General features: G+C 45.0%; 17 protein-coding genes and 1 tRNA gene. 10 read left to right on the forward strand and 8 right to left on the reverse strand.

Annotated features, from left to right (window positions below):
• The 5 genes from pstS to AAFP11_RS19435 all read left to right on the forward strand — a co-directional run.
• On the forward strand, window positions 1-974 hold a 974-nt coding region (pstS, locus tag AAFP11_RS19415; protein WP_341738534.1), incomplete at its 5' end, for a phosphate ABC transporter substrate-binding protein PstS.
• 309 nt (window positions 975-1,283) lie between these two features.
• A complete protein-coding gene (gene pstC / locus AAFP11_RS19420; protein WP_341738535.1) occupies window positions 1,284-2,240 on the forward strand; it encodes a phosphate ABC transporter permease subunit PstC in 957 nt (318 codons plus the stop codon).
• A gap of 34 nt (window positions 2,241-2,274) precedes the next feature.
• Entirely contained in the window at window positions 2,275-3,171 is an 897-nt protein-coding gene (gene pstA, locus AAFP11_RS19425) for a phosphate ABC transporter permease PstA (RefSeq protein ID WP_341738536.1), read from the forward strand.
• A 105-nt stretch (window positions 3,172-3,276) separates the two neighbouring features.
• A complete protein-coding gene (gene pstB / locus AAFP11_RS19430; protein WP_340522004.1) occupies window positions 3,277-4,077 on the forward strand; it encodes a phosphate ABC transporter ATP-binding protein PstB in 801 nt (266 codons plus the stop codon).
• 357 nt (window positions 4,078-4,434) lie between these two features.
• Window positions 4,435-5,415: an aldo/keto reductase gene (locus tag AAFP11_RS19435; protein ID WP_341738537.1), complete on the forward strand. Its 981-nt coding sequence runs from the start codon at window positions 4,435-4,437 to the stop codon at window positions 5,413-5,415.
• Window positions 5,416-5,420: 5 nt separating this feature from the next.
• Here AAFP11_RS19435 and AAFP11_RS19440 read toward each other — a convergent pair whose 3' ends face one another.
• The 5 genes from AAFP11_RS19440 to AAFP11_RS19460 all read right to left on the reverse strand — a co-directional run bounded on the left by AAFP11_RS19440 (window position 5,421) and on the right by AAFP11_RS19460 (window position 10,278).
• A complete protein-coding gene (locus AAFP11_RS19440) occupies window positions 5,421-5,567 on the reverse strand; it encodes a hypothetical protein (RefSeq protein WP_341738538.1) in 147 nt (48 codons plus the stop codon).
• A 127-nt stretch (window positions 5,568-5,694) separates the two neighbouring features.
• On the reverse strand, window positions 5,695-6,912 hold the full coding sequence (locus AAFP11_RS19445) for a M20 family metallopeptidase (RefSeq protein WP_341738539.1): 1,218 nt from the start codon (window positions 6,910-6,912) through the stop codon (window positions 5,695-5,697).
• Window positions 6,913-7,141: 229 nt separating this feature from the next.
• Window positions 7,142-7,849: a dethiobiotin synthase gene (gene bioD / locus AAFP11_RS19450; protein WP_341738540.1), complete on the reverse strand. Its 708-nt coding sequence runs from the start codon at window positions 7,847-7,849 to the stop codon at window positions 7,142-7,144.
• 115 nt (window positions 7,850-7,964) lie between these two features.
• A complete protein-coding gene (locus AAFP11_RS19455) occupies window positions 7,965-9,587 on the reverse strand; it encodes a serine/threonine-protein kinase (RefSeq protein WP_341738541.1) in 1,623 nt (540 codons plus the stop codon).
• 232 nt (window positions 9,588-9,819) lie between these two features.
• The gene (locus tag AAFP11_RS19460) at window positions 9,820-10,278 is read right to left on the reverse strand and encodes a GatB/YqeY domain-containing protein (protein ID WP_341738542.1); all 459 of its coding nucleotides are present in this window, start codon (window positions 10,276-10,278) and stop codon (window positions 9,820-9,822) included.
• A 282-nt stretch (window positions 10,279-10,560) separates the two neighbouring features.
• Here AAFP11_RS19460 and AAFP11_RS19465 point away from each other — a divergent pair, with 282 nt between their 5' ends.
• Both AAFP11_RS19465 and AAFP11_RS19470 read left to right on the forward strand, forming a co-directional pair.
• A complete protein-coding gene (locus AAFP11_RS19465; RefSeq protein ID WP_341738543.1) occupies window positions 10,561-11,553 on the forward strand; it encodes a ribose-phosphate pyrophosphokinase in 993 nt (330 codons plus the stop codon).
• Between the two features lie 342 nt (window positions 11,554-11,895).
• Window positions 11,896-13,179 carry a DUF3747 domain-containing protein gene (locus AAFP11_RS19470; RefSeq protein WP_341738558.1) on the forward strand — a complete coding sequence of 428 codons (1,284 nt, stop codon included), beginning with the start codon at window positions 11,896-11,898 and terminating at the stop codon, window positions 13,177-13,179.
• An 87-nt stretch (window positions 13,180-13,266) separates the two neighbouring features.
• Here the strand turns inward: AAFP11_RS19470 and AAFP11_RS19475 are convergent, their stop codons facing one another.
• The 3 genes from AAFP11_RS19475 to AAFP11_RS19485 all read right to left on the reverse strand — a co-directional run bounded on the left by AAFP11_RS19475 (window position 13,267) and on the right by AAFP11_RS19485 (window position 18,715).
• Window positions 13,267-14,169, reverse strand: coding sequence for a hypothetical protein (locus tag AAFP11_RS19475; protein ID WP_341738544.1), 903 nt, complete (start codon window positions 14,167-14,169; stop codon window positions 13,267-13,269).
• Window positions 14,147-18,451: an AAA domain-containing protein gene (locus AAFP11_RS19480; protein WP_341738545.1), complete on the reverse strand. Its 4,305-nt coding sequence runs from the start codon at window positions 18,449-18,451 to the stop codon at window positions 14,147-14,149. Before AAFP11_RS19480 ends, AAFP11_RS19475 begins: the two co-directional genes overlap by 23 nt.
• Window positions 18,452-18,642: 191 nt before the next feature.
• Window positions 18,643-18,715: transfer RNA gene (locus AAFP11_RS19485), tRNA-His, on the reverse strand.
• A gap of 61 nt (window positions 18,716-18,776) precedes the next feature.
• Between AAFP11_RS19485 and AAFP11_RS19490 the strand changes: the two genes are divergently transcribed.
• From AAFP11_RS19490 to AAFP11_RS19500, 3 genes are all read left to right on the forward strand, one after another.
• On the forward strand, window positions 18,777-18,938 hold the full coding sequence (locus AAFP11_RS19490; RefSeq protein ID WP_341738546.1) for a hypothetical protein: 162 nt from the start codon (window positions 18,777-18,779) through the stop codon (window positions 18,936-18,938).
• A 130-nt stretch (window positions 18,939-19,068) separates the two neighbouring features.
• Window positions 19,069-19,335, forward strand: coding sequence for a 4-Cys prefix domain-containing protein (locus AAFP11_RS19495; RefSeq protein ID WP_341738547.1), 267 nt, complete (start codon window positions 19,069-19,071; stop codon window positions 19,333-19,335).
• 22 nt (window positions 19,336-19,357) lie between these two features.
• On the forward strand, window positions 19,358-19,768 hold the full coding sequence (locus tag AAFP11_RS19500) for a GUN4 domain-containing protein (RefSeq protein ID WP_341738548.1): 411 nt from the start codon (window positions 19,358-19,360) through the stop codon (window positions 19,766-19,768).
• Window positions 19,769-19,846: the final 78 nt, after the last annotated feature.

Here is a 19,846-nt window from a genome sequence, read left to right on the forward strand (position 1 = left end):
TCACCGCAGCCGGCGCATCATTCCCCGCTCCCCTGTACCAGCGTTGGTTTCAAGACTTCAACAAAATCAACCCCAAAGTACAAATTAACTATCAATCCGTAGGTAGCGGAGCCGGAGTCGAACAATTTACCAAAGGCACCGTAGACTTTGGTGCCAGCGACACCGCCATGAAAGACGACGAAATCGCCAAAGTTCCAGCAGACAAAGGCGTGATTTTGTTGCCCATGACAGCCGGCAGCATCGTCATCGGCTACAACTTACCAGACGTACCCGAACTCAAACTGCCACGGGATGTTTACGCAGAAATCTTCGCCGGTAAAATTACCAAGTGGAACGACCCCAAAATAGCAGCAGCGAATCCTGGTGCTAAATTACCAGACCAAGCCATTACCGTCGTGCACCGTTCCGATGGTAGCGGTACCACCGCCGTCTTCACCAAACACCTGAGTGCCATCAGCCCCGACTGGAAAAGCACAGTAGGCGACGGCAAAACAGTAGAGTGGCCCAAAACAGGTACCTTTGTCGGTGCAAAAGGCAACGAAGGTGTCACAGCCCAAGTCCTGCAAACCGTCGGCGGCATTGGCTATGTAGAATACGGCTACGCCAAAAACAACAATCTCAAATTTGCATCTTTGCAAAACAAAGCAGGTACATTTGTCGTACCTAACGACGAATCAGCTTCAGAAGCTCTAGCAACAGTTCCACTCCCAGAAAATCTGCGAGCATTTATCGAAGACCCAGAAGGTGCTAAATCCTATCCAATTGTCACCTATACTTGGATGCTAGTCCCCAAAACAGTTGCGGATGCCAACAAAGCCAAAGCGATCGAGGCTATGGTGGAATACGGCTTGAATGAAGGTCAAAAAGTTAGTTCCGAATTGGGCTACGTTCCTCTGCCCCAAAGCGTTAAAGAAAAAGTGGCCGCGGCTGCTGACGGCATCAGCGCCGACTACAAGATTGAGGTTGCCAAATAGTAATTGAAGGAAGAAGGAAGAAGGAAGAAGGAAGAAGGAAGAGGGATATTTCTGTAGGGGCGGGTTTCACCAACAATATGAGCCTAACATCGATAATCTCATAAACCCGCCCCCACCCAACGGTAAATCGCCATCTACCTCTTTCCAAATACAAGGAGCGATTTTCATCAGAAATATTTGTGGAAAAGTCAGGGCGATTAATCCACCCACTCCTGTGGAATGTTATTTATGTTTTTTCTTTCTGCTTCCTTCCCGCTAACTTTTTCCTAAAATTGTTTTTTTCAAAACTATTACTTGGTTGTTTTGTCTATGATTTCACATAATCAGAGCGCAGAATCTGAGAGCCGTTCCCGCTCTCCAGTAGAAAAATCCTTAGACCAAGCCTTTATCTGGCTAACTAGGATTTTGGGCATAGGAATTGGGGTAATTTTGCTGGTGATAGCACTCACAGTTGCTTTCAGAGCATTACCTGCGATTCAACAGTACGGTTTGGGATTTTTATTTAGCAGTAGCTGGAACCCAGTTAAAGAAGAGTACGGTGCCCTGCCGATGATTTACGGGACGATCGTCAGTTCGGCGATCGCGCTCCTAATTGCAGTACCATTAGGAGTAGGCACTGCGATCTTCCTGAGCGAAGATTTTCTACCCCTACCAATCCGCACAGCCTTGGTTTTTTTGGTAGAACTTTTAGCCGCCATTCCTAGCGTAGTTTACGGTTTGTGGGGAATTGCTGTATTGATTCCCATTATTACCAACCTCGGCAAGTTTCTCAACGGCACTTTCGGATGGCTACCAATTTTTAGCACCCCCCCAGTGGGACCCGGAATGTTACCCGCCGGAGTAATTTTGGGAATCATGACTTTGCCGATTATTACTGCTATCTCCCGTGACTCTCTAGCAAGTCTGCCTCCCGAATTGCGGCAAGCATCTTTAGGTTTAGGAGCAACTCGTTGGACAACCATTTTTCGGGTGCTGGTACCCGCTGCTTTCTCCGGTATTGTCGGCGGAATTATGCTCGGTTTAGGACGCGCGATGGGAGAAACAATGGCTGCAACTCTGTTAATTGGCAACTCCAATCAGTTAAGTCTTTCGGTGCTAGCTCCTGCCAATACTATTGCTTCTTTGATGGCAAATCAGTTTGCCGAAGCTTCCGGGTTGCAAGTAGCAGCTCTGATGTACACGGGGCTAATTTTGTTTATTATGACCCTGATTGTTAATATTTTGGCAGAGTGGATTGTTTCTCAAGTTAGAGCCAAGTACAACTAAAAATTGGTGGCAAATCCCCCTACAGTTTTAATTTATGTCAAACAGAACCTCTGAAGGTCTTGATTCTTTTGCCTCGAAGACAGGTAATTTAAAAAAAGTTAAAAACAGTCCCCTATCGCTGTTCAATATGGCGATGACAGTATTAGCGGGAGCCTGTTTAACAATTACTCTGTTGCCTTTGTTTGCAGTGCTTTCCTACGTCACCGTACAAGGTTTCAATCGCCTGAATTTAGACTTATTCACTAAGCTACCACCACCGCCTGGACTATCGGGAGGCGGTATTGCTAATGCAATTATCGGTACATTGATGACCGTGGGAATTGCTTCTTTAATTGCTGTACCTTTTGGTGTATTGGCCGCCGTTTATTTGTCTGAATTTAGCAAAGGCTCCATAGCTCGCTGGGTGCGTTTTGCTACTAATGTTCTCAGCGGTGTTCCTTCGATTATTGCGGGGGTATTTGCCTACGGTTTGTTTGTGGTAAATATGGGAGGTTTTTCGGCAATTGCAGGCGGTGCTGCGCTGGCAGTGCTGATGTTGCCGACGATTGTGCGAACTACTGACGAAGCTTTACAAATCGTCCCTCAAGATATTAGATGGGCTTCGGTTGGTGTGGGTGCATCTAATTATCAAACAGTGTTGCAGGTGGTTTTGCCTGCTGCTATTCCGGCTATTTTAACTGGTGTGACGCTGGCAATTGCCCGCGCTGCTGGAGAAACTGCTCCTTTGATTTTCACTGCGTTAAATTCGCCTTTTTGGCCAGCAGGATTTGATAAGCCAACTCCTTCCCTTTCGGTTTTGGTGTACAACTTTGCAACAGTTCCGTTTAAGGCACAGAAAGAATTAGCTTGGGCGGCTTCTTTAATTTTGGTGTTCATGGTTTTACTGACGAGTATTCTTTCTCGTTGGGCAACTCGCCAAAAAGTTTATTAGTCAGTTGGCAGTTGGCAGTTGGCAGTTGGCAGTTGGCAATTATCTCCCACTTTCCCGCTGTAATCTTCGGCTTAGGTTGTAAAATTTGATTGGAGTATTAATTGTATGATGGAATTGTTGGAAGAGAAAACGGAAACGGTTTTGCAGGTAGACAATATCAATATTTTTTACGGCGCTTTTCAAGCTGTAAAAAATGTTTCGATGGAGATTCCTAAAAATCGGATTACTGCTTTTATCGGACCGTCTGGGTGCGGAAAAAGTACAATTTTGCGATGTTTTAATCGTCTTAATGATTTGGTTAATGGTTTTCGTTTAAACGGTCAAATTTATTATCACGGTCAAAATCTATACGATCCTGATATTGATGCTGTGGAGGTGCGTCGCCGGATTGGGATGGTGTTTCAAAAGCCGAATCCTTTCCCGAAGTCAATTTATGACAATATTGCTTACGGTGCGAGGGTGAATAACTATAAGGGCGATATGGATGAGTTGGTGGAAAAGTCGCTGCGCCAAGCTTATCTTTGGGATGAGGTAAAAGATAAACTGAAGCAGAGTGGTTTTTCGCTTTCGGGTGGCCAGCAGCAGCGTTTGTGTATTGCTAGGGCGATCGCCATTAATCCTGATGTAGTATTAATGGATGAACCTTGCGCTTCTCTCGATCCGATTTCTACGATCAAAATTGAGGAGTTGATGCGGGAACTCAAAGAGCAGTATACCATTGTGATTGTGACTCACAATATGCAGCAGGCTTCTCGTGTTTCTGACTTGACTGCTTTTTTCAATGCTAAACTTTCTGATGATGGCAAACGCTTTGGCTATCTGGTGGAGTGCGACAGGACTGAGGTGATTTTCCAAAATCCCAAGGAAGTTTCTACTATGGAATATGTCAGCGGTCGTTTTGGCTGATTTACTGTGACTTTGAAGGGCTGTTACAGCCAATTGTAGCAATCCTAAATGAGTCGTAAATTTTTTACCCCACCCCAACCCTCCCCTTGAATCAGGGGAGGGAGTAAGAAATTCACAAATGATTTAGGATTGCTATAGTTAGATTCGGAAATTTTCACCGTAGATATCAGCAGATAAACACAGATGAAGGCGGATGAAATGGGAGCATCCTGATTTGGTAAGGGCGAAGCATGACCGCAGATAATTTATTAGTGATAACCAGAGATTTACAGCGGTCATGCTTCGCCCCTACGAATATATTTGCCAAACACAGATGCACCCAATGAGATTTGATCTGTGTTTATCATTTTACCAAAAATGCAAACAAACCAACAACTTTTTCTACCAACAATGGGCTGTGGCACTTGGGCCTGGGGCAACAGATTACTCTGGGATTATGATGAAAGTATGGATTCCCAATTGCAAGCCGTTTTCAATCTTTGTGTGAGTAATGGTGTCACTTTATTTGATACTGGTGATTCCTATGGAACTGGGAAATTAAACGGACGTAGCGAGATGCTTTTAGGGCAGTTTTCTCAAGCCTATCAAGGTGTAAATCAAGATAGTATTTGTATTGCGACTAAACTGGCTGCTTATCCTTGGAGATTGACGCGACAATCTATGATATCGGCTGGTAAAGCCTCAGCTTCTCGCCTGGGGAAAAATGTCGATTTGGTGCAAATGCACTGGTCTACAGCTAATTATGCTCCTTGGCAAGAAGGGGCTCTGTTAGATGGTTTGGCTGACCTTTACGAGCAAGGCTTGGTGAAGGGAGTAGGTCTATCTAATTATGGGCCTAAACGCTTAAAATGGGTATATGAAAGATTTCGCGATCGCCAAATTCCAATTATTACATTACAAGTGCAATATTCGCTACTTTCTACCTATCCAGTTACGGAACTTGGTCTCAAAGAAGTGTGCGACGAACTGGGGATAAAATTAATTGCTTACAGTCCTTTAGCCTTGGGATTATTGACGGGGAAATATTCGGAAAAGGGTCCCATTCCTAAAGGTATCCGAGGTTTGGCGTGTAAACAGATATTGCCGGGAATGCGATCGCTTTTGGAGTGTTTGCGAGAAATAGCGACATCCAGAAACAAGACTATTTCTCAGGTGGCGATTAACTGGTGTATTAGTAAAGAAACTATTCCGATTCCGGGGGCGAAATCGGCGGCCCAGGCGGCGGAGAATATTGGTGCTTTAGGCTGGAAATTAGACTCTGGCGAGATGGCAGAATTGGATAAAGTGGCGGCAAAGTTAGATAAAAAGATGGTGCAGAATATATTTCAAACTAAATAATAATATCAAATTTGAGTTAAATGCCACTTTTGTTTCTTAGTCTGCGGAGGCAGACTTTGTTTGTGTAGTAGCGGTTTCAACCGCCGAATTATCTTCGACTGCTTGAAACCGAAAAGTCTGATATCAAATCCGGTAACATCGGAATTATTCATCTCTCTTATCTCCCTCTGTGTTCTCTGCGTTCTCTGTGGTTAAATCATTCCGATGCAGCCGGAAACGATATGAATCACAGATAACAAATCAGCAGTTTGTTCAAACCGAAACATGGAGCGGGAACCGCTAATCTCTAACGCAAAACTTTTCCACGCACCGGACAAACATTTCTACACCAATCCCTAAAGCAGTTTCATCAAAATCAAATCGCGGGTGATGATGGGGGTAGGCTAAATTTTTCTCCTGATTGGCTGAACCTAAAAAGAAATAGCAACCGGGGACTTCTTGCAAAAAGAAGGACATATCTTCACCGCCCATTGTTTGACATTCTGGCACGATTCCGGCTGGAGTTTCTACCACGGTTTCTGCTACGCTACGCACCAATTCAGCCATGTTGGTATCGTTGATGACCGGTGGGTAAAGCCAATAATAATCGAATTGATAATTTGCTCCGTGGCTGTGACAAATTCCGGCAATTATTTGTTCGATTCGATTGTTAAAATAACCTTGATATGCTGGATTGAAATAGCGGACGGTGCCTCCGATTTTAGCGGTATCGGCAATGACATTGTGGGTTTGGCCTGCGTGGAATTTGCCGACGGTGACTACTGCGGAGTCGATCGGATCGATATTCCGGGCTACAATTGCCTGCAAAGCGTTGACTATTTGGGCTGCAACTACGATCGCATCTACAGTCTGATGGGGCATCGCACCGTGTCCACCTTTGCCCAAAATTGTACAATCAAAAATTTCCACGGCGGCCATCAGCGGGCCACTACGCACGCCTACAGTGCCTAAAGGCAGATTATTCCACAAATGCAAGCCGACGATCGCATCAACGTCAGGATGCTTTAAAACTCCAGCTTCAATCATGGGCTTTGCGCCGCCTGGACCTTCTTCGGCGGGCTGGAAGATGATTTTTACAGTGCCGCAAAAGCTGTGTTTGTGCTGGGCGAGATAACAGGCTGTACCGAGGGCGATCGCCGTGTGTCCGTCATGGCCACAAGCGTGCATAATCCCGTTATGTTGCGATCGATAATCAACCTGATTTTCCTCTTGAATTGGCAAAGCATCCATATCAGCCCGAATTGCCAAAACAGGCCCTGGTTTGCCACTGTCTATAGTAGCGACAATCCCCGTTTTAGCAATAGCAGTTTGATGCTCAATGCCCCATTCCTGCAACTTTTGGGAAACAAAATCCGCGGTTAAGTTCTCCTCAAAACTCAACTCAGGTTTTTGGTGCAAACGGCGACGCCATTCCACTAATTGAGGCTGTAAATTTCTAATTTCCAGCCTCAAGTTCGATAAATCGACAGAAGTTAAATTCGGTAAAGTATAAATCATGTTATTGGTTACTTCTTACTTGTTATTTTCCTACTTATTTTAATCTTTACCTGCTCTAGATGCCAAGCTATTAAATAATTTGTAAAACTCTCTCTTTTCCTTCTTAGCACTCTCTGCGCTCTCTGCGCTCTCTGCGGTTAAAATAAAATCTTAGTCTTTAATGAACCACAGAGGGCACAGAGTACGCAGAGAAAGAGAATATTGAAAAAGAGAGGTGTTTACAAGACGGTTATTTAGCAATCTGAGGAATTAAATTTACCCCAGGTAATAATCGTTCTAAATCTAATTCTGACGCTGCTTTAGCTAGTTTAGTCAGGTCATTGGGGTCATCTAAATGTGGCAAAGTACCCAAAACACGTATTTGAGTAAGTGACTCAATTAAGTAGATCGGAGCCCAATCGGCAATTTCTTGCTCGGAAGCAGGTTGAACGCAGTTCAGGACAATACCTTTGAGTTTAAAGCCGCTTTGTCTGGCAAGGGCAACATTAGCTACAGCTTGCCCGATCGCCCCCAACCTGACCGGTACCACCAATACCCCCCTGAGCCGCCAATCCCTCGCCAGATCCGCCACCGTCAGTTCCCGCGTTACAGGGGAACCGAGCCCTCCCAAAGCTTCCACCAACACAAAATCTTTGCGCTGCTGGAGGCTTTGTAGCGTCGTCCACACCTTTTCTAGTTCAATAGGTCTCCCCTCCCGTTCGGCGGCGATTGGAGGTGCTAGAGGCGCATCAAAGTGCAGTGGATTGAGTTCTTGGGGGGATTGGTCGAGGTGAAATAAACGGGTGTAGTGTTCGCGATCGCCTGTTCCCGTTTGCAACAGCTTGGTAATTCCCAAAGTGCGATCGGCAAAATAGGTTTGCCAATAAGCAGCCAGAGCACTCGTTAAAACCGTTTTGCCCGCGTCGGTATCAGTTCCAGTAATTAGCAGGGAGTTCATGGATAGCTAATAGGTAAGGGGTAATTTTTCTTAAACTGAGTATAGTAAGTCGCAATCAAAGTAACTGAAAATTTACCTTGGCAACAGCCATCGATCTGCTACCAAATATTATCAATTACAGAGCAGGCGATGGTTGAGGTGGATTTTCGGCGGGTGCGGGTGCGGGTTCCGGCGACGGTGCGGGTTCGGGTGCTGGCGCGGGTGCGGGTACTGGCGAGGGCGACGGCGCGGGTGTGGGTGCTGGTGCTGGCGACGGCGAAGGTGCTGGCGACGGCGAAGGTGCGGGAGTTGGTTTTGGTGTGGGAGTTGGTTTTGGTGTGGGAGTTGGTGCGGGAGTTGGTTTTGGTGTGGGAGTTGGGGCTGGTGTCGGATCGGGGACGGGCTCTGGTGTTGGGGCTGGTGTCGGATCGGGCACAGGCTCTGGTGTTGGGGCTGGTGTCGGATCGGGTACTGGTTCTGGTGTCGGATCGGGCACTGGATCTGGTGCTGGTGCAGGCACGGGATCGGGTACTGGTGCGGGCACGGGATCGGGTACTGGTGACGGTTCCGGGGTTGGTGTGGGAGTTACTCTGGGTGTGGGAGATGGTAGGAGTGGTGTTTCTGTGTTCACCTCCGTTGGAGTCGGCTGCGGGCGCTGATTGTTGAGGAATGAACCTACTAAGGCCCAGGAACCGAAGCCGGTCAAGATGACTAAACCTGCACCGATGCCGATCGCCGCCATGGGATTGTCCCAAATAGAGCTGGTGGCGGGATCGATGACTGGATGGGGCTGGTTTTGGGGGTGGGAACTTTGACCGATCGGATCTGGCCGTCTACCCACGGCTACTGTGGCTACTTGGGAGACATTGGACGATGCCGGTGGCCCAGTGGGGGCTACGGTTTGGGGGTTAGCGTAGGGATTTATTTGTCCGTCTAGTGCTTGGGCGACTTCGCTGACTGATTGATAGCGATCGGCTGGAGTGCGACTCAACATCCGATTTAAGACTAAAGCTAAAGCCGTACTCACCTGCACTCGCTGCTGCCAATTCCACAGCAGGGTGGTTTGATCGAGTAATTCCTGGGGTTCTTTCCCTGTCAGCAGCACGATCGCCGTTACTGCTAAAGCGTAGAGGTCGCTGCTAGCTGTGGCTCGCCCGCTTTGCAACTGTTCCAAGGGTGCGTAGCCGATTTTACCGACTGTGGTGGCGTGGGCTGTGCCTTCGGGAGACTGCACTTTGGTGGCGAGTTCTTTCACTACTCCAAAGTCAATCAGTACGGGCATTTTGTCGTTTTCGCGGAGAATAATGTTTTCTGGCGAGATGTCCCGGTGAATGATGCCGCGGGCGTGGATGTGAGCTAGCACTGGCAGCATTTGCCGGATAAATACCAGCACTTCGGTTTCCAAGAAGGTGCGGCCACGGTCAATGCGATCGAGCAGTAGTTCCCGGTATGTTTTCCCTTCCACGTAATCCTGCACCAAAAATAAACGCTGATTCTCCTCAAATATTGCCCGAAACTGAGGAATTTGGGGGTGTTGAATTTGATAAAGAATGGCTGCTTCTCTTTGAAATAATTCCTTGGATTTTTCCAGCACGTAGGCACCGCTTTGGGCTGGAATAAATTCCTTCAGGGCGCAATGTTCTTGAAATCGCCCCAAGTCTTCTACTAAATAAGTGCGGCCAAATCCTCCTTGACCTAAAATCTTCAGTAAGCGGTAGCGGCTTTGTAGGAGAGTTCCAATAGCAATAGGTGGCTGCATAAATTTAAGTAGACAATGTTTAAAAATAGACGATCGCGGACAGACTTAGACTGTTATGTGTTTAAGCCTCCACAGCATACTTCACCGTCTCTAGCTGAGAGTCCCGATCGAAGTTAGCATTTTACATTTTTTTGTACAACTTTCAAAAACCGGGTTTTTTTTGCAGATTTAAACAGGGACAACCACGGGGGGTTTGCCCCTGCATTCTGACTGCTGACTAAGGACTGCTGACTTAAGGACTAAGCTTCGCTTTCACCATGTCTTGAATTTTCTTGCCGTCTGCTTTGCCTTTAAGCTGCTGCATGGCTGCTCCCATCACCTTGCCCATATCTTTGGCAGAAGTAGCGCCCGCCGTGGCAATAACTGCATCAATAACTTCACTGATATCTTCGTCTGACATCTGAGGTGGCAAATACTCTTCCACAATTGCCAACTCCGCTTCCTCTTGTGCGACTAAATCTTCACGGCCACCTTTGCGGTATTGTTCGATCGAATCTCGGCGCTGTTTTGCTATTTGCATTAAAATCTCCATCTCTTGAGCTTCTGTCAAGGTGTCTTGCCCGGAGGGACGGAGGCTGACTTCTTTTTCGAGAATAAATTTCTTGATGCCACGTACTGTTTCCAAGCGAACTTTGTCCTTGGATTTCATAGCGGCTTTGATTTCTGCGTCAATGCGTTCTCTTAAGCTCATGGATTTTCACCTTTTTTTGCCCGATATCAAAAATCAGGAGTCTGCTTCAAATTCTTAACTTTTTTTGCGGTTTTTTGCAAGTTTATTCCGTTTCCATCGATCGCTCCGCTCGATCGTACCGGAGTTTCAGCTACCATACATAGCTAGCCTAAATCATTTATACCGATCAAAAAAAACCCGTTTCTGGGGGTAAAGTGGTGATACCACTCAATTAGGGTTGCTATATTTATAGTTTCCGATGGTAAGATAGCGGTAAAATAAACGTCTTGCAAGAGGCCTGCTGTGATCCGTTCTGCTACTTTACCGCTTCCGCTTCCCGAGCCTCCCATTTCCTCTCACGATCGTCTCCGGTTGTTTTCCGGTTCTGCTAATGTTCCCCTCGCTCAAGAGGTGGCTCGCTATCTGGGGATTGATTTGGGGCCTATGGTTCGCAAGCGGTTCGCTGATGGGGAACTCTATGTTCAAATTCAGGAATCGATTCGAGGTTGCGATGTTTACTTGATTCAGCCAACTAGCTGTCCGGTGAACGATCGCCTCATGGAATTATTAATTATGATCGATGCTTGTCGCCGCGCTTCGGCCAGACAAGTCACTGCCGTGATTCCTTACTATGGGTATGCTAGAGCCGATCGCAAAACCGCAGGAAGAGAGTCAATTACCGCGAAATTGGTCGCTAATTTGATTACAGAAGCTGGGGCTGGCCGCATTTTGGCAATGGATTTACACTCAGCTCAAATTCAAGGTTATTTTGACATTCCTTTCGATCATGTTTACGGCTCTCCCATACTCCTAGATTACCTCAAGAGCAAACAGTTGACAGATATTGTTGTGGTGTCGCCGGATGTGGGCGGAGTCGCTAGGGCCAGGGCTTTTGCCAAAAAACTCAATGACGCACCACTGGCAATTATTGACAAGCGCCGTCAAGCTCACAATGTGGCGGAAGTGATGAATGTGATCGGGGATGTTCGAGGCAAAACAGCCGTGTTGGTGGACGATATGATCGATACTGCTGGCACGATTTGTGAGGGGGCGAGGCTGTTGCGTCGCGAGGGTGCAAGACAGGTTTATGCTTGTGCTACTCATGCGGTGTTTTCACCTCCGGCGATCGAGCGTTTGTCCAGTGGAGTTTTGGAAGAGGTGATTGTTACCAATACAATTCCTGTACCAGAAGAGAAGCAGTTCGAGCAGTTAACTGTGCTTTCGGTGGCGAATTTGCTGGGAGAAACTATTTGGCGGATTCACGAAGATAGTTCTGTCAGCAGTATGTTCCGGTAGAGGCAAAAATTATTTTTTCACTGTACATAATCTGGTGCGTTAACTCAATTTAGCGCGCCAGTTTTTTATATCGGAATGATTTAACCGCGAAGGCGCTAAGGACGCGAAGGAAGAGAAGAGAGAGTTTAATACAGGACGATGAAGAGAGGATTTGATATCAGGAACAACAAATGGTAAAATTCTATCTCAATATCTTGTTGTCTGAAAGACGCTAATTTTTTAATTAGACTTCTCCTAAAAAGCCAAGGTTTGAACAGGCTTTCTGGTCTGTTCCCCAACAATTATGGGAGATGTCTATTTGAGAAAGGTTGAATTAAAGTAAGGGGAAAATCAAGAAACATGATCAAACTTTCACTGCGACGTACAGCAGCCGCCCTGGCTAGTTCCGCACTTTTAACCATCGGGGCGATCGGTTCCGCCCTAGCATTTACTTTTGACCAAACAGAAATTAATCAAGACCGAGTGATTGCTATTGCTCAACCCCGTGGTTTTGGTGGCTACCAATTACTAATTGTGGAACAGGTATCTGACAAGCGAGCGTGCTGGAGCGAAAGTGGCTCTAATCCCGTGCAAGTCGATCCGCTATTGATCTCCTTTGATTTTACCGGTATTTGCGGTCGTGCTACTGACAGTAACGGTTTTTCTATTCGCATGGCCGGCACTGACTTAGCATTAAAATACACCCTGGATTTACAGCAAGTCAACGGTGATGTTTTACTCATGGGAACTCCCATCGATCTCAAAGGTGAACCTGTGATTATCGGTAGAACCAATGGTGATGCTAAGGGCTTTATGAAAATTATTCTAGATCCAGCTTGGCGCTTGACCAAAAGATCTTATCAAGGCAAAATATTAGGTCACTTTTATTTCACTAGCAATCAAGCTGCACCGGGGGATATAGGCGGAAACACTGGCGGAAACACTGGCGGAAACACTGGCGGAAATACTGGCGGAAATACTGGCGGAAATACTGGCGGAAATACTGGCGGAAATACTGGCGGAAACACTGGCGGAAATACTGGTACTCCTACCTTTAAAGATATTAGCAACGATATCTACTCTGCCGAAATTAAAGAAGCTGTCAGCCTTGGGTTTGTCGCTGGATTTTCTCAAGATAATACTTTTCGACCGCAAGTCGCTGTCACTAGAGAGGAATTAGTATCTTTAGTATTAGAAGGTTTGAAAGGAATACCAGGGGCTAATATCAAATTTCCTACCAATATTTCTTTGCGTCCCTATAGCGACGTTGATACTTCCCGTTGGAGTGCAGCTAAAGTTCAATTTGCGCGGGACAATAACATAGTCAGCGGCTATAAAGATGGAACTTTTAAACCTACCCAACCAGTCACTCGCGCTGAATTAATGGCTGTCCTCCGTCGTTCCGCAGAATTTGGTTTGTCGGCGCGGGGAATGAAGCCAGATTTAATTCCAAAACAGCCGGCTAAAAATTTTTCTGATACTCAAAGTCATTGGGCGGCGGCAATTATTAATCAAATGTCTGCCTATTGTTCAGTTGCTTCATCTCTGAATGAAATTGGAAATCGGTTTGCTCCCAATGATTCTGCAAAACGGAATTATGCGGCGGCGGCTACTTTGCGGATGTTGAAATGTGTTAAGGCTCAGTAGCAGCAAAGCACAGTTTTAAGTTCGGAGTCGAGCGGGACTAAAATCCTTACTACAAAAAGGTTTGTAGTGAGGATTTTCTTCCTCAAATTACTTTTTTCTTGACTCAGTTTTCTTAGGTTTTTGCTTAGATGCTTGTTTCTTTTTTTGGGGAGTGTCGATTATTTCGGCTTCTTGAACCACAACATTTTCAGTAGCTTTGCAGAAGTCATTTAAGGATATTTTTGCTTGAGCTTGGAGTTCGTTGAGTAAGTTTGATGCTGTTTCTAATATTTGTTTTCCCTGTCGTACTTGGATGGTAGTTTGATTTTCGATCGCATCAAACAACACAAAAATAGATAGGACTTGCCAAATATTTAAATCGTCGCCAACTACATCACACTTTGTGACAAGTTTGCCGTCGGCTGGGATGTGAATTCCTAAGCCAGAATCTTGAATTAATGGCTGGATTTCTGTTATACTTAAATTTGCAATGTCAGAAATTTGATGTTCTAGTAATATTAAATCTGCTAAATCTGGTAAGTCGATAGTTTCTGTCCGTAGAGAGTCGAAATTAAAGGTAAGAGTTTGATTTAATGGATCGGAAATGGCATAAATTGATTGAATTTGCGACTTACTAACAGCACCTAAATCGCAAAAATCTCTTCCTCCCGGTGCGATCGCAATTTTGTCCATTCCAGACACCTCCAAGATGTCCAAACTCACCAAAGTCGTTGCCGTAGTCTTCACGAAAACCTCGTCTAAGCCCAGCAAATCAGCCAATTCCTTCAACGTTGGCGCAGGTACAAACTCGATACAAGCCCGCAGAATAAACTCTTCGAGCACGTTAAATTCACGAGGTTCGCTAATTGTCACCTCCAAAGGTGTTTGTCGTTTTGCACAGCGGAATTGACGCGCCGCCAAAACTGACAAACCCGGATTTTGTTGCTCAATTTGTGCCACTAGGGAACTTAAGTTAGAGTCAATGGGTTTAGTTGAGGAAGCTAGAGACATCTAGAAAACCTCCACAGTAACGCACCGTTTTTGAAACTTCCTGATACATTTTGCCGACAGTACCTGTTTGTTGGGTAAATAAATCGTGGCAGCCAACAACTACCAGCAATTCTTGAGCGCGGGAAAATGCCACATTCACCCGTTCCGGTTCCTTGGCAAATCCAATATCTCCCCTATTATTATTGCACACTGTGCTGACAATAATCACAGGTCGCTCCATGCCTTGAAATATGTCCACAGTCCCAGTACGGATGCTCAAAGATGGAAATCTTTCCGGTTCAAGTCTATCTTGAATTAACCTTAACTGAGCGCCGTAAAAAGTAATGATTCCGATTTCTTTAGGCGGTTCACCATCGGCAATTTTTGACTGCCAAGCTATTTCCATTTCTTCGCACAAACGTTCAATGGCATCTACTTCTTTGACATTCAAGCGGGAAGTGCCATTCTTTTCTTCTTCAAAACCTTGTCCGATTGGTGTTTTTACCCACAGGATGTGATTAGTGTCTTGAAGGATTTTACCCGCCAGGTTGTGGGCGCGTCTGGTGTCTGGTTCTGCAATACCACAGTTGAGTTTTTGGTCATAAAATTGATTGATTGCTCCCATAATCTGCGGGTGCATTCGGTATTGAGTTGTCAGCATTTGTTTGATGGTGTCGTTGGCATTTTCAAACAACGTTTTGAAGAGGGATTCTTTGATGAAACTTAGTTCGTCTCCGCTACAGCCAATTTCTTCGGCAATATCAGCGATGGTATTGCGATCGAACATAGGCGGTAACTGTCTGTGATCGCCTACTAATACTAATTTTTTGCCTTTCAAAGCGGGAATCAATAATTCTGGGGGCGTACATTTACTAACTTCGTCAATGATGACGGCATCAAAGCTGGGGAAGTTTTTGCTGAAGTCGAAACTGGCTGCTTGTACGCAAGTAATGCCAATAACATTGGCATTGTCTATATAAATTTGCTTTAAATCACTTTGGTCTTTTTCTGAAGGATTGTGGAGTTTTTTGATCCAGTCTTTTACAAATTCTTGAGAGCGATTTAGTTCTGTTTCGTCTCGTTCTAATTCTTGTTTCCATTTAGTTAATTGTCGTTTTATTCTCCGTAAAAATTCCACCGTGAATAGTCCCGTACTGTTCACTTCTAGCTTGTATTTATCTGGGAAAATTTGCCATGCGGACTCCCACCAAGTTCTGTCCATAATTAATGCGGGTGTTGGCTGCTGCTGTTGAAGTTGTTCTAGAACTTCGCTCAATTCTGTTTGGAGTTCTTGGAGTTGCTGTAACCCGTTGTTGGATGCTAGTTGCAGCGGCAATAAATGGTCTTTGAGACTGTTTTTAATGAGCTGCAAGATACCAAAAGGATCGAGGGCTGTTATGTAGTTTTCTAGCTGAGAAGTAATTTCTTTCCAAGCCTCAAATTGGCGAATAAATTGTTGTGGTTGTTCCCAAATATTAGATGTGTGGCTCAGATATTGTTCGGCTAAGGCTCGCATTTTTTCGGGGAGGTTTGGCTGATCGACAATTGCTTGCAAGAGATTAGTTGCTGTGTTAATTTTTAAATTGGTTCCTTTTTGTGCTGTTTCTAGCTGAAGTTGAATGGCGGATATTTCTGGCTGATTTAAGCTCAAGTTTAGTCGCTCTAATAGCTGTTGCTGTTTTTGTAGTTGCTGTTCGGTTTCTGTTTTCAGGGGAACCACACATTGGCGTGCATTTTCGAGGATGGTGTGCAGCAATTCTTTGGCGAGACGATCGAGGGTTGTCTGGATGTTATGTGGCTGTAAAGATGCGCTGTAAATTTTTTGAATATTGGCGAAGAAAGTGCTGGCTGTTTCTATGATAAATTGGCGTTGACTTCGGCTGATTTGGGAATAGTTATCAAAATCTTTGGCTAGTTGTTGCCATTGGGTCCGATCGCCCGCAGAGAGTACGATCGGCGTTTGGCTCAAATTTAGGTGCAAAAACTCGCTAAATCGGAATTGTTGACCTTGAAGGTCCTTAAAACCCCCGCTGGCTTCATGGGAAATCGCCTTTTGTAGTCTGTCTAAATCGGGCAAACTAACTTTCCATTTGGCGGGGACGATCGCCAATTTGAGCGATCGGGCAATTTTCAGCAATCCCCCAGGCAATTCTACCATGTCATCGGTCAGCAGCGCCCCTGTTTCCCAGCAAGATTTGACAACGGCATCCAGTCGAGTATCCGCAGTCTGAATCCACTCTGCAACGGCGACAACAACGGTGGCAATTTCTGCTTTTCGTAGTTCCAAATTCTGGATTTTCTGCTGTAAATTTTGGCGATTTGTCTGATTTTGGCGATCGCCCAATTGTAGCTGACTCAAAGCATCAGAAATCTGTCGCGACACCCGCAGCGAATCCGCAACTGCTGACATAGCATTACAAACATCATCAGCACAATCAAAGGCTGTTTGAAATTCTGCTATTTGTGGTGCTACAGTTTCTCGCAACCAAACCGCAATCCCAAAAGCACCACAAGCTGGCCTAACAAAGCCGATTTGAGTAGCCTGATTAGCTGCTATCCGCACATTCCCCATAAAATTTTCGACTAAAACATTACCTTCTGAATAAGGTTTAAGTCTAGGCATAAATTCGGTTATTTCAGGAGATTCCCAATCCACTTTTGGTGAATCTAGGAGTTGTTCTAAAGCCACAAATAAAGCTTCAATTTCTTGTTTTTCTGCTAAACTTTCCTGATATGCTGTTTCTTGAAGATTGCAGTTAGCCTCAAGATTTGCCTTGGCACTGTGCAGGTGTTTTTGTTGACTATAAAAATCTAATTCCGCTGCAAAGTAATCAGGAAATCTTTCATACTCTGTTAATAACTTTCGCAAATAAGTGACATTTTGCTGGCGATATAATAATTTTTGTTCGCAGTCAGTCGCTGTATTTTGTAGCCAAGTGCCGATCGCATTTTCTTCCAAAAATGGCTGTCCTTCTTCCTGCACCTTATGAGCTTTTCCCTTGCGCAACGCCCGAATCGCCGGATTGTGAACCAAGCGACTCAAAGCATTATCTACAGCTAAATTGGCCTGAGAAGCAATCAAGGTTTTGCCACCTTGACGGGCAATTTGATAGCAAATCTCGGCAATCACCGTAGTTTTTCCAGTTCCCGGAGGTCCTTGAATCAGAATTAAATCTCGTGCAGCCAGCACTGTTTCTACCGCAGAAATTTGGTCAGCATTGGCATTAGGATTTAATAAATTTTCCCGTTCTAATTGAATAGTTTTTTGTGGCAACCTTGCTTGGGAAGCGTCGAACAAAAAATCGCTCAAATAGGGATTTTGAGCCCGGCCATCTGCCAACATTTTCAAAGCTTGTTCTTTGCGTTTAATCTGAGTGATATCGCCAGCAGCCTCAAAATACAAAAATCCTTGTTTAGGTAATAAATATCGATCGCCAGCCATGCGCACAGCTAAATCTGGGTCTAATTTGATGCGTAATTTGCTATGCTCAAAGTCAATTTCGGCGATCGAACCTAAAGTTTCTCCATCTCGGCTGCTTCTGGTTCCCGGCGCAGAATCAAACAGGGTAATTTCTTCATGGCGGGCATTTTTTAGCCTTTCTCGAAAGTCGCCCAATTCTAAACAATTTTCTTCATAGCCATCTAAAGTTGCGGAACTAGAATCAATTTCTAAAGTGATGATTTTGAGCGTCGAACCGTAATTATGACCTCGGAAAGGGACGCAAAATTGACGAGCTTCCGCAATCCGTTTTTCAACTTTTAGGAAACTGTGCCAAACTTTTAGTTGTTCCTCGGTTGGTATGTGTCTATCTTCCCAAAATGGCAGTTGTTGTACGCGGGCGATCGACTTGCGAGGCACTCCGGCTTTACTATTACCTAAAAGTCGCAATTTCTGGGGCAAAACATAACCATCTTTCTTACCTCTTAGCTGATTTACTAAACCAGCATCCAATAACTTGAGGCCACCAATGCCATCTTCGCAGCGTACAGTTGCTAATAAGCGTAAAGTGCAGTCTCTTTTTTGCAACAATTCTGGGAATTCAAAATCATCTCGATCCGTAGCAACGATCAATTCCCAAATTTCTTCTTCCGAAAATCTCTGATTTACCTGTTGGCGGCGCAGATAGAAAATATTGTGAGATTTACCGGCAATCTCTGACATCAGAATTTCCGCACGCTCTTTGCATTCCCAATCGCAATATTTTGCTAAAGCTGCTTCCCCTTCAACATCGCGAATAAATTTATTAATCGCCCGATTCCCAGTAAATTTGTATCCCCAATCTTCTGTGACTAAAGATGGCATCTTTATTTTCTATGATTGTTTGTCGCCTCGATAAATATAACGTTAGCACGATCGGAACTTGTGCGGGTCTACCCACCAGGTGTCTACCAAATCCCAGGGTTGTGCAGTGTAATACCGTCAGGGAAGGTCTGAATGTGAAAACTGGTTCCGAGGGAGAACCTAGGAACCAATTAAAAATGGAGATTTAAAAGGGCGAACGATGGGACTTGAACCCACGAATGGTGGTACCACAAACCACTGCCTTAACCACTTGGCTACGCTCGCCGTGTTTTTTTCACTATAGTATCCTACCTTAGCACAGGTTTCTGGGTAAAGCAACCATATTTTGAAAAATTTTTCCCAAATTTGCGATCGCCCCAGCACCCATCCCATAGAAAGCGCCTCAAATCCATACACAGAAAGACCAAGGTGGCCGGCACTCTATCAAACAGTTGTTACCGCCTTTGCTGTGAGATTCACCAACTACTCAGTCCCAGTAGCACTCTGACTCGGCTAGAAGCAGCCCAGCGACAAACCAGAACACCAATAAAAACCAAACAATTAAAATAAGACTATAGCGCTTTCTGATTCTTATCCGTCGTCGAATCCCAAATCGCCAATCCCCATCCCCAATCAATATGAGCTACTGTGTCAACCCAGAATGTCGCCATCCTCAAAATTCTAGCACTGCCAAATTTTGCTTAAACTGCGGCTCTCACTTATTGCTCAGACAGCGATATCGCCCCATAGAACCCCTGGGGAAAGGTGGATTTGGCAAAACTTTTTTAGCACTGGATATTGAAGGACTGACTCTCAAACAAGAATTAGACCAGAATATATATAGTGAAAATCAGATTTCGCAATTTGAATTTACCCTTAAATTTAATTTCAGTCAAGGGAATTGATTATCATAAGTTGCAGGATTTTTTGTCAAGTAAAAAGTGGCAATCAGCGGATCGAGAAACTTGGGCGGTGATGTGTCAATCCCTCTCTTTGACGGCGGGAACTCAACTAGACGTGACCCAGATTTACCAGTTACCGTGCGAAGATTTGCAAATAGTCGATCGCCTGTGGGTACACTACAGTCAAGGTCAGTTTGGATTCAGTGTCCAAAAGCAAGTTTATGAAAGTGTTAAGGGAGATTATATCAGATTTTGCGATCGGGTAAACTGGCCAACCTACAACTCTGCTAATGCTTTGAGCCAGCTTAAATTTACCCAACAAGCACCCCAAGGACATCTGCCATCTCGTAGTTGGGTAGGCGGTGTTCAATGGCTGCGACACCTGGATGCCATCTCAACAAGATTAACCCAGTGCAGTAATATTTCTGCTAGATAGTAAGCGGATATAGGTGTTCTGTTTGTTGAGTAGTTTCGGCTGGAAGATGTTATAGTTATAGTTATTGAAGATTCCGAT

It is taken from the genome of Microcoleus sp. CAWBG640, from assembly GCF_020883015.1.
GTDB classification, from domain to species: Bacteria; Cyanobacteriota; Cyanobacteriia; order Cyanobacteriales; family Microcoleaceae; genus Microcoleus; species Microcoleus anatoxicus.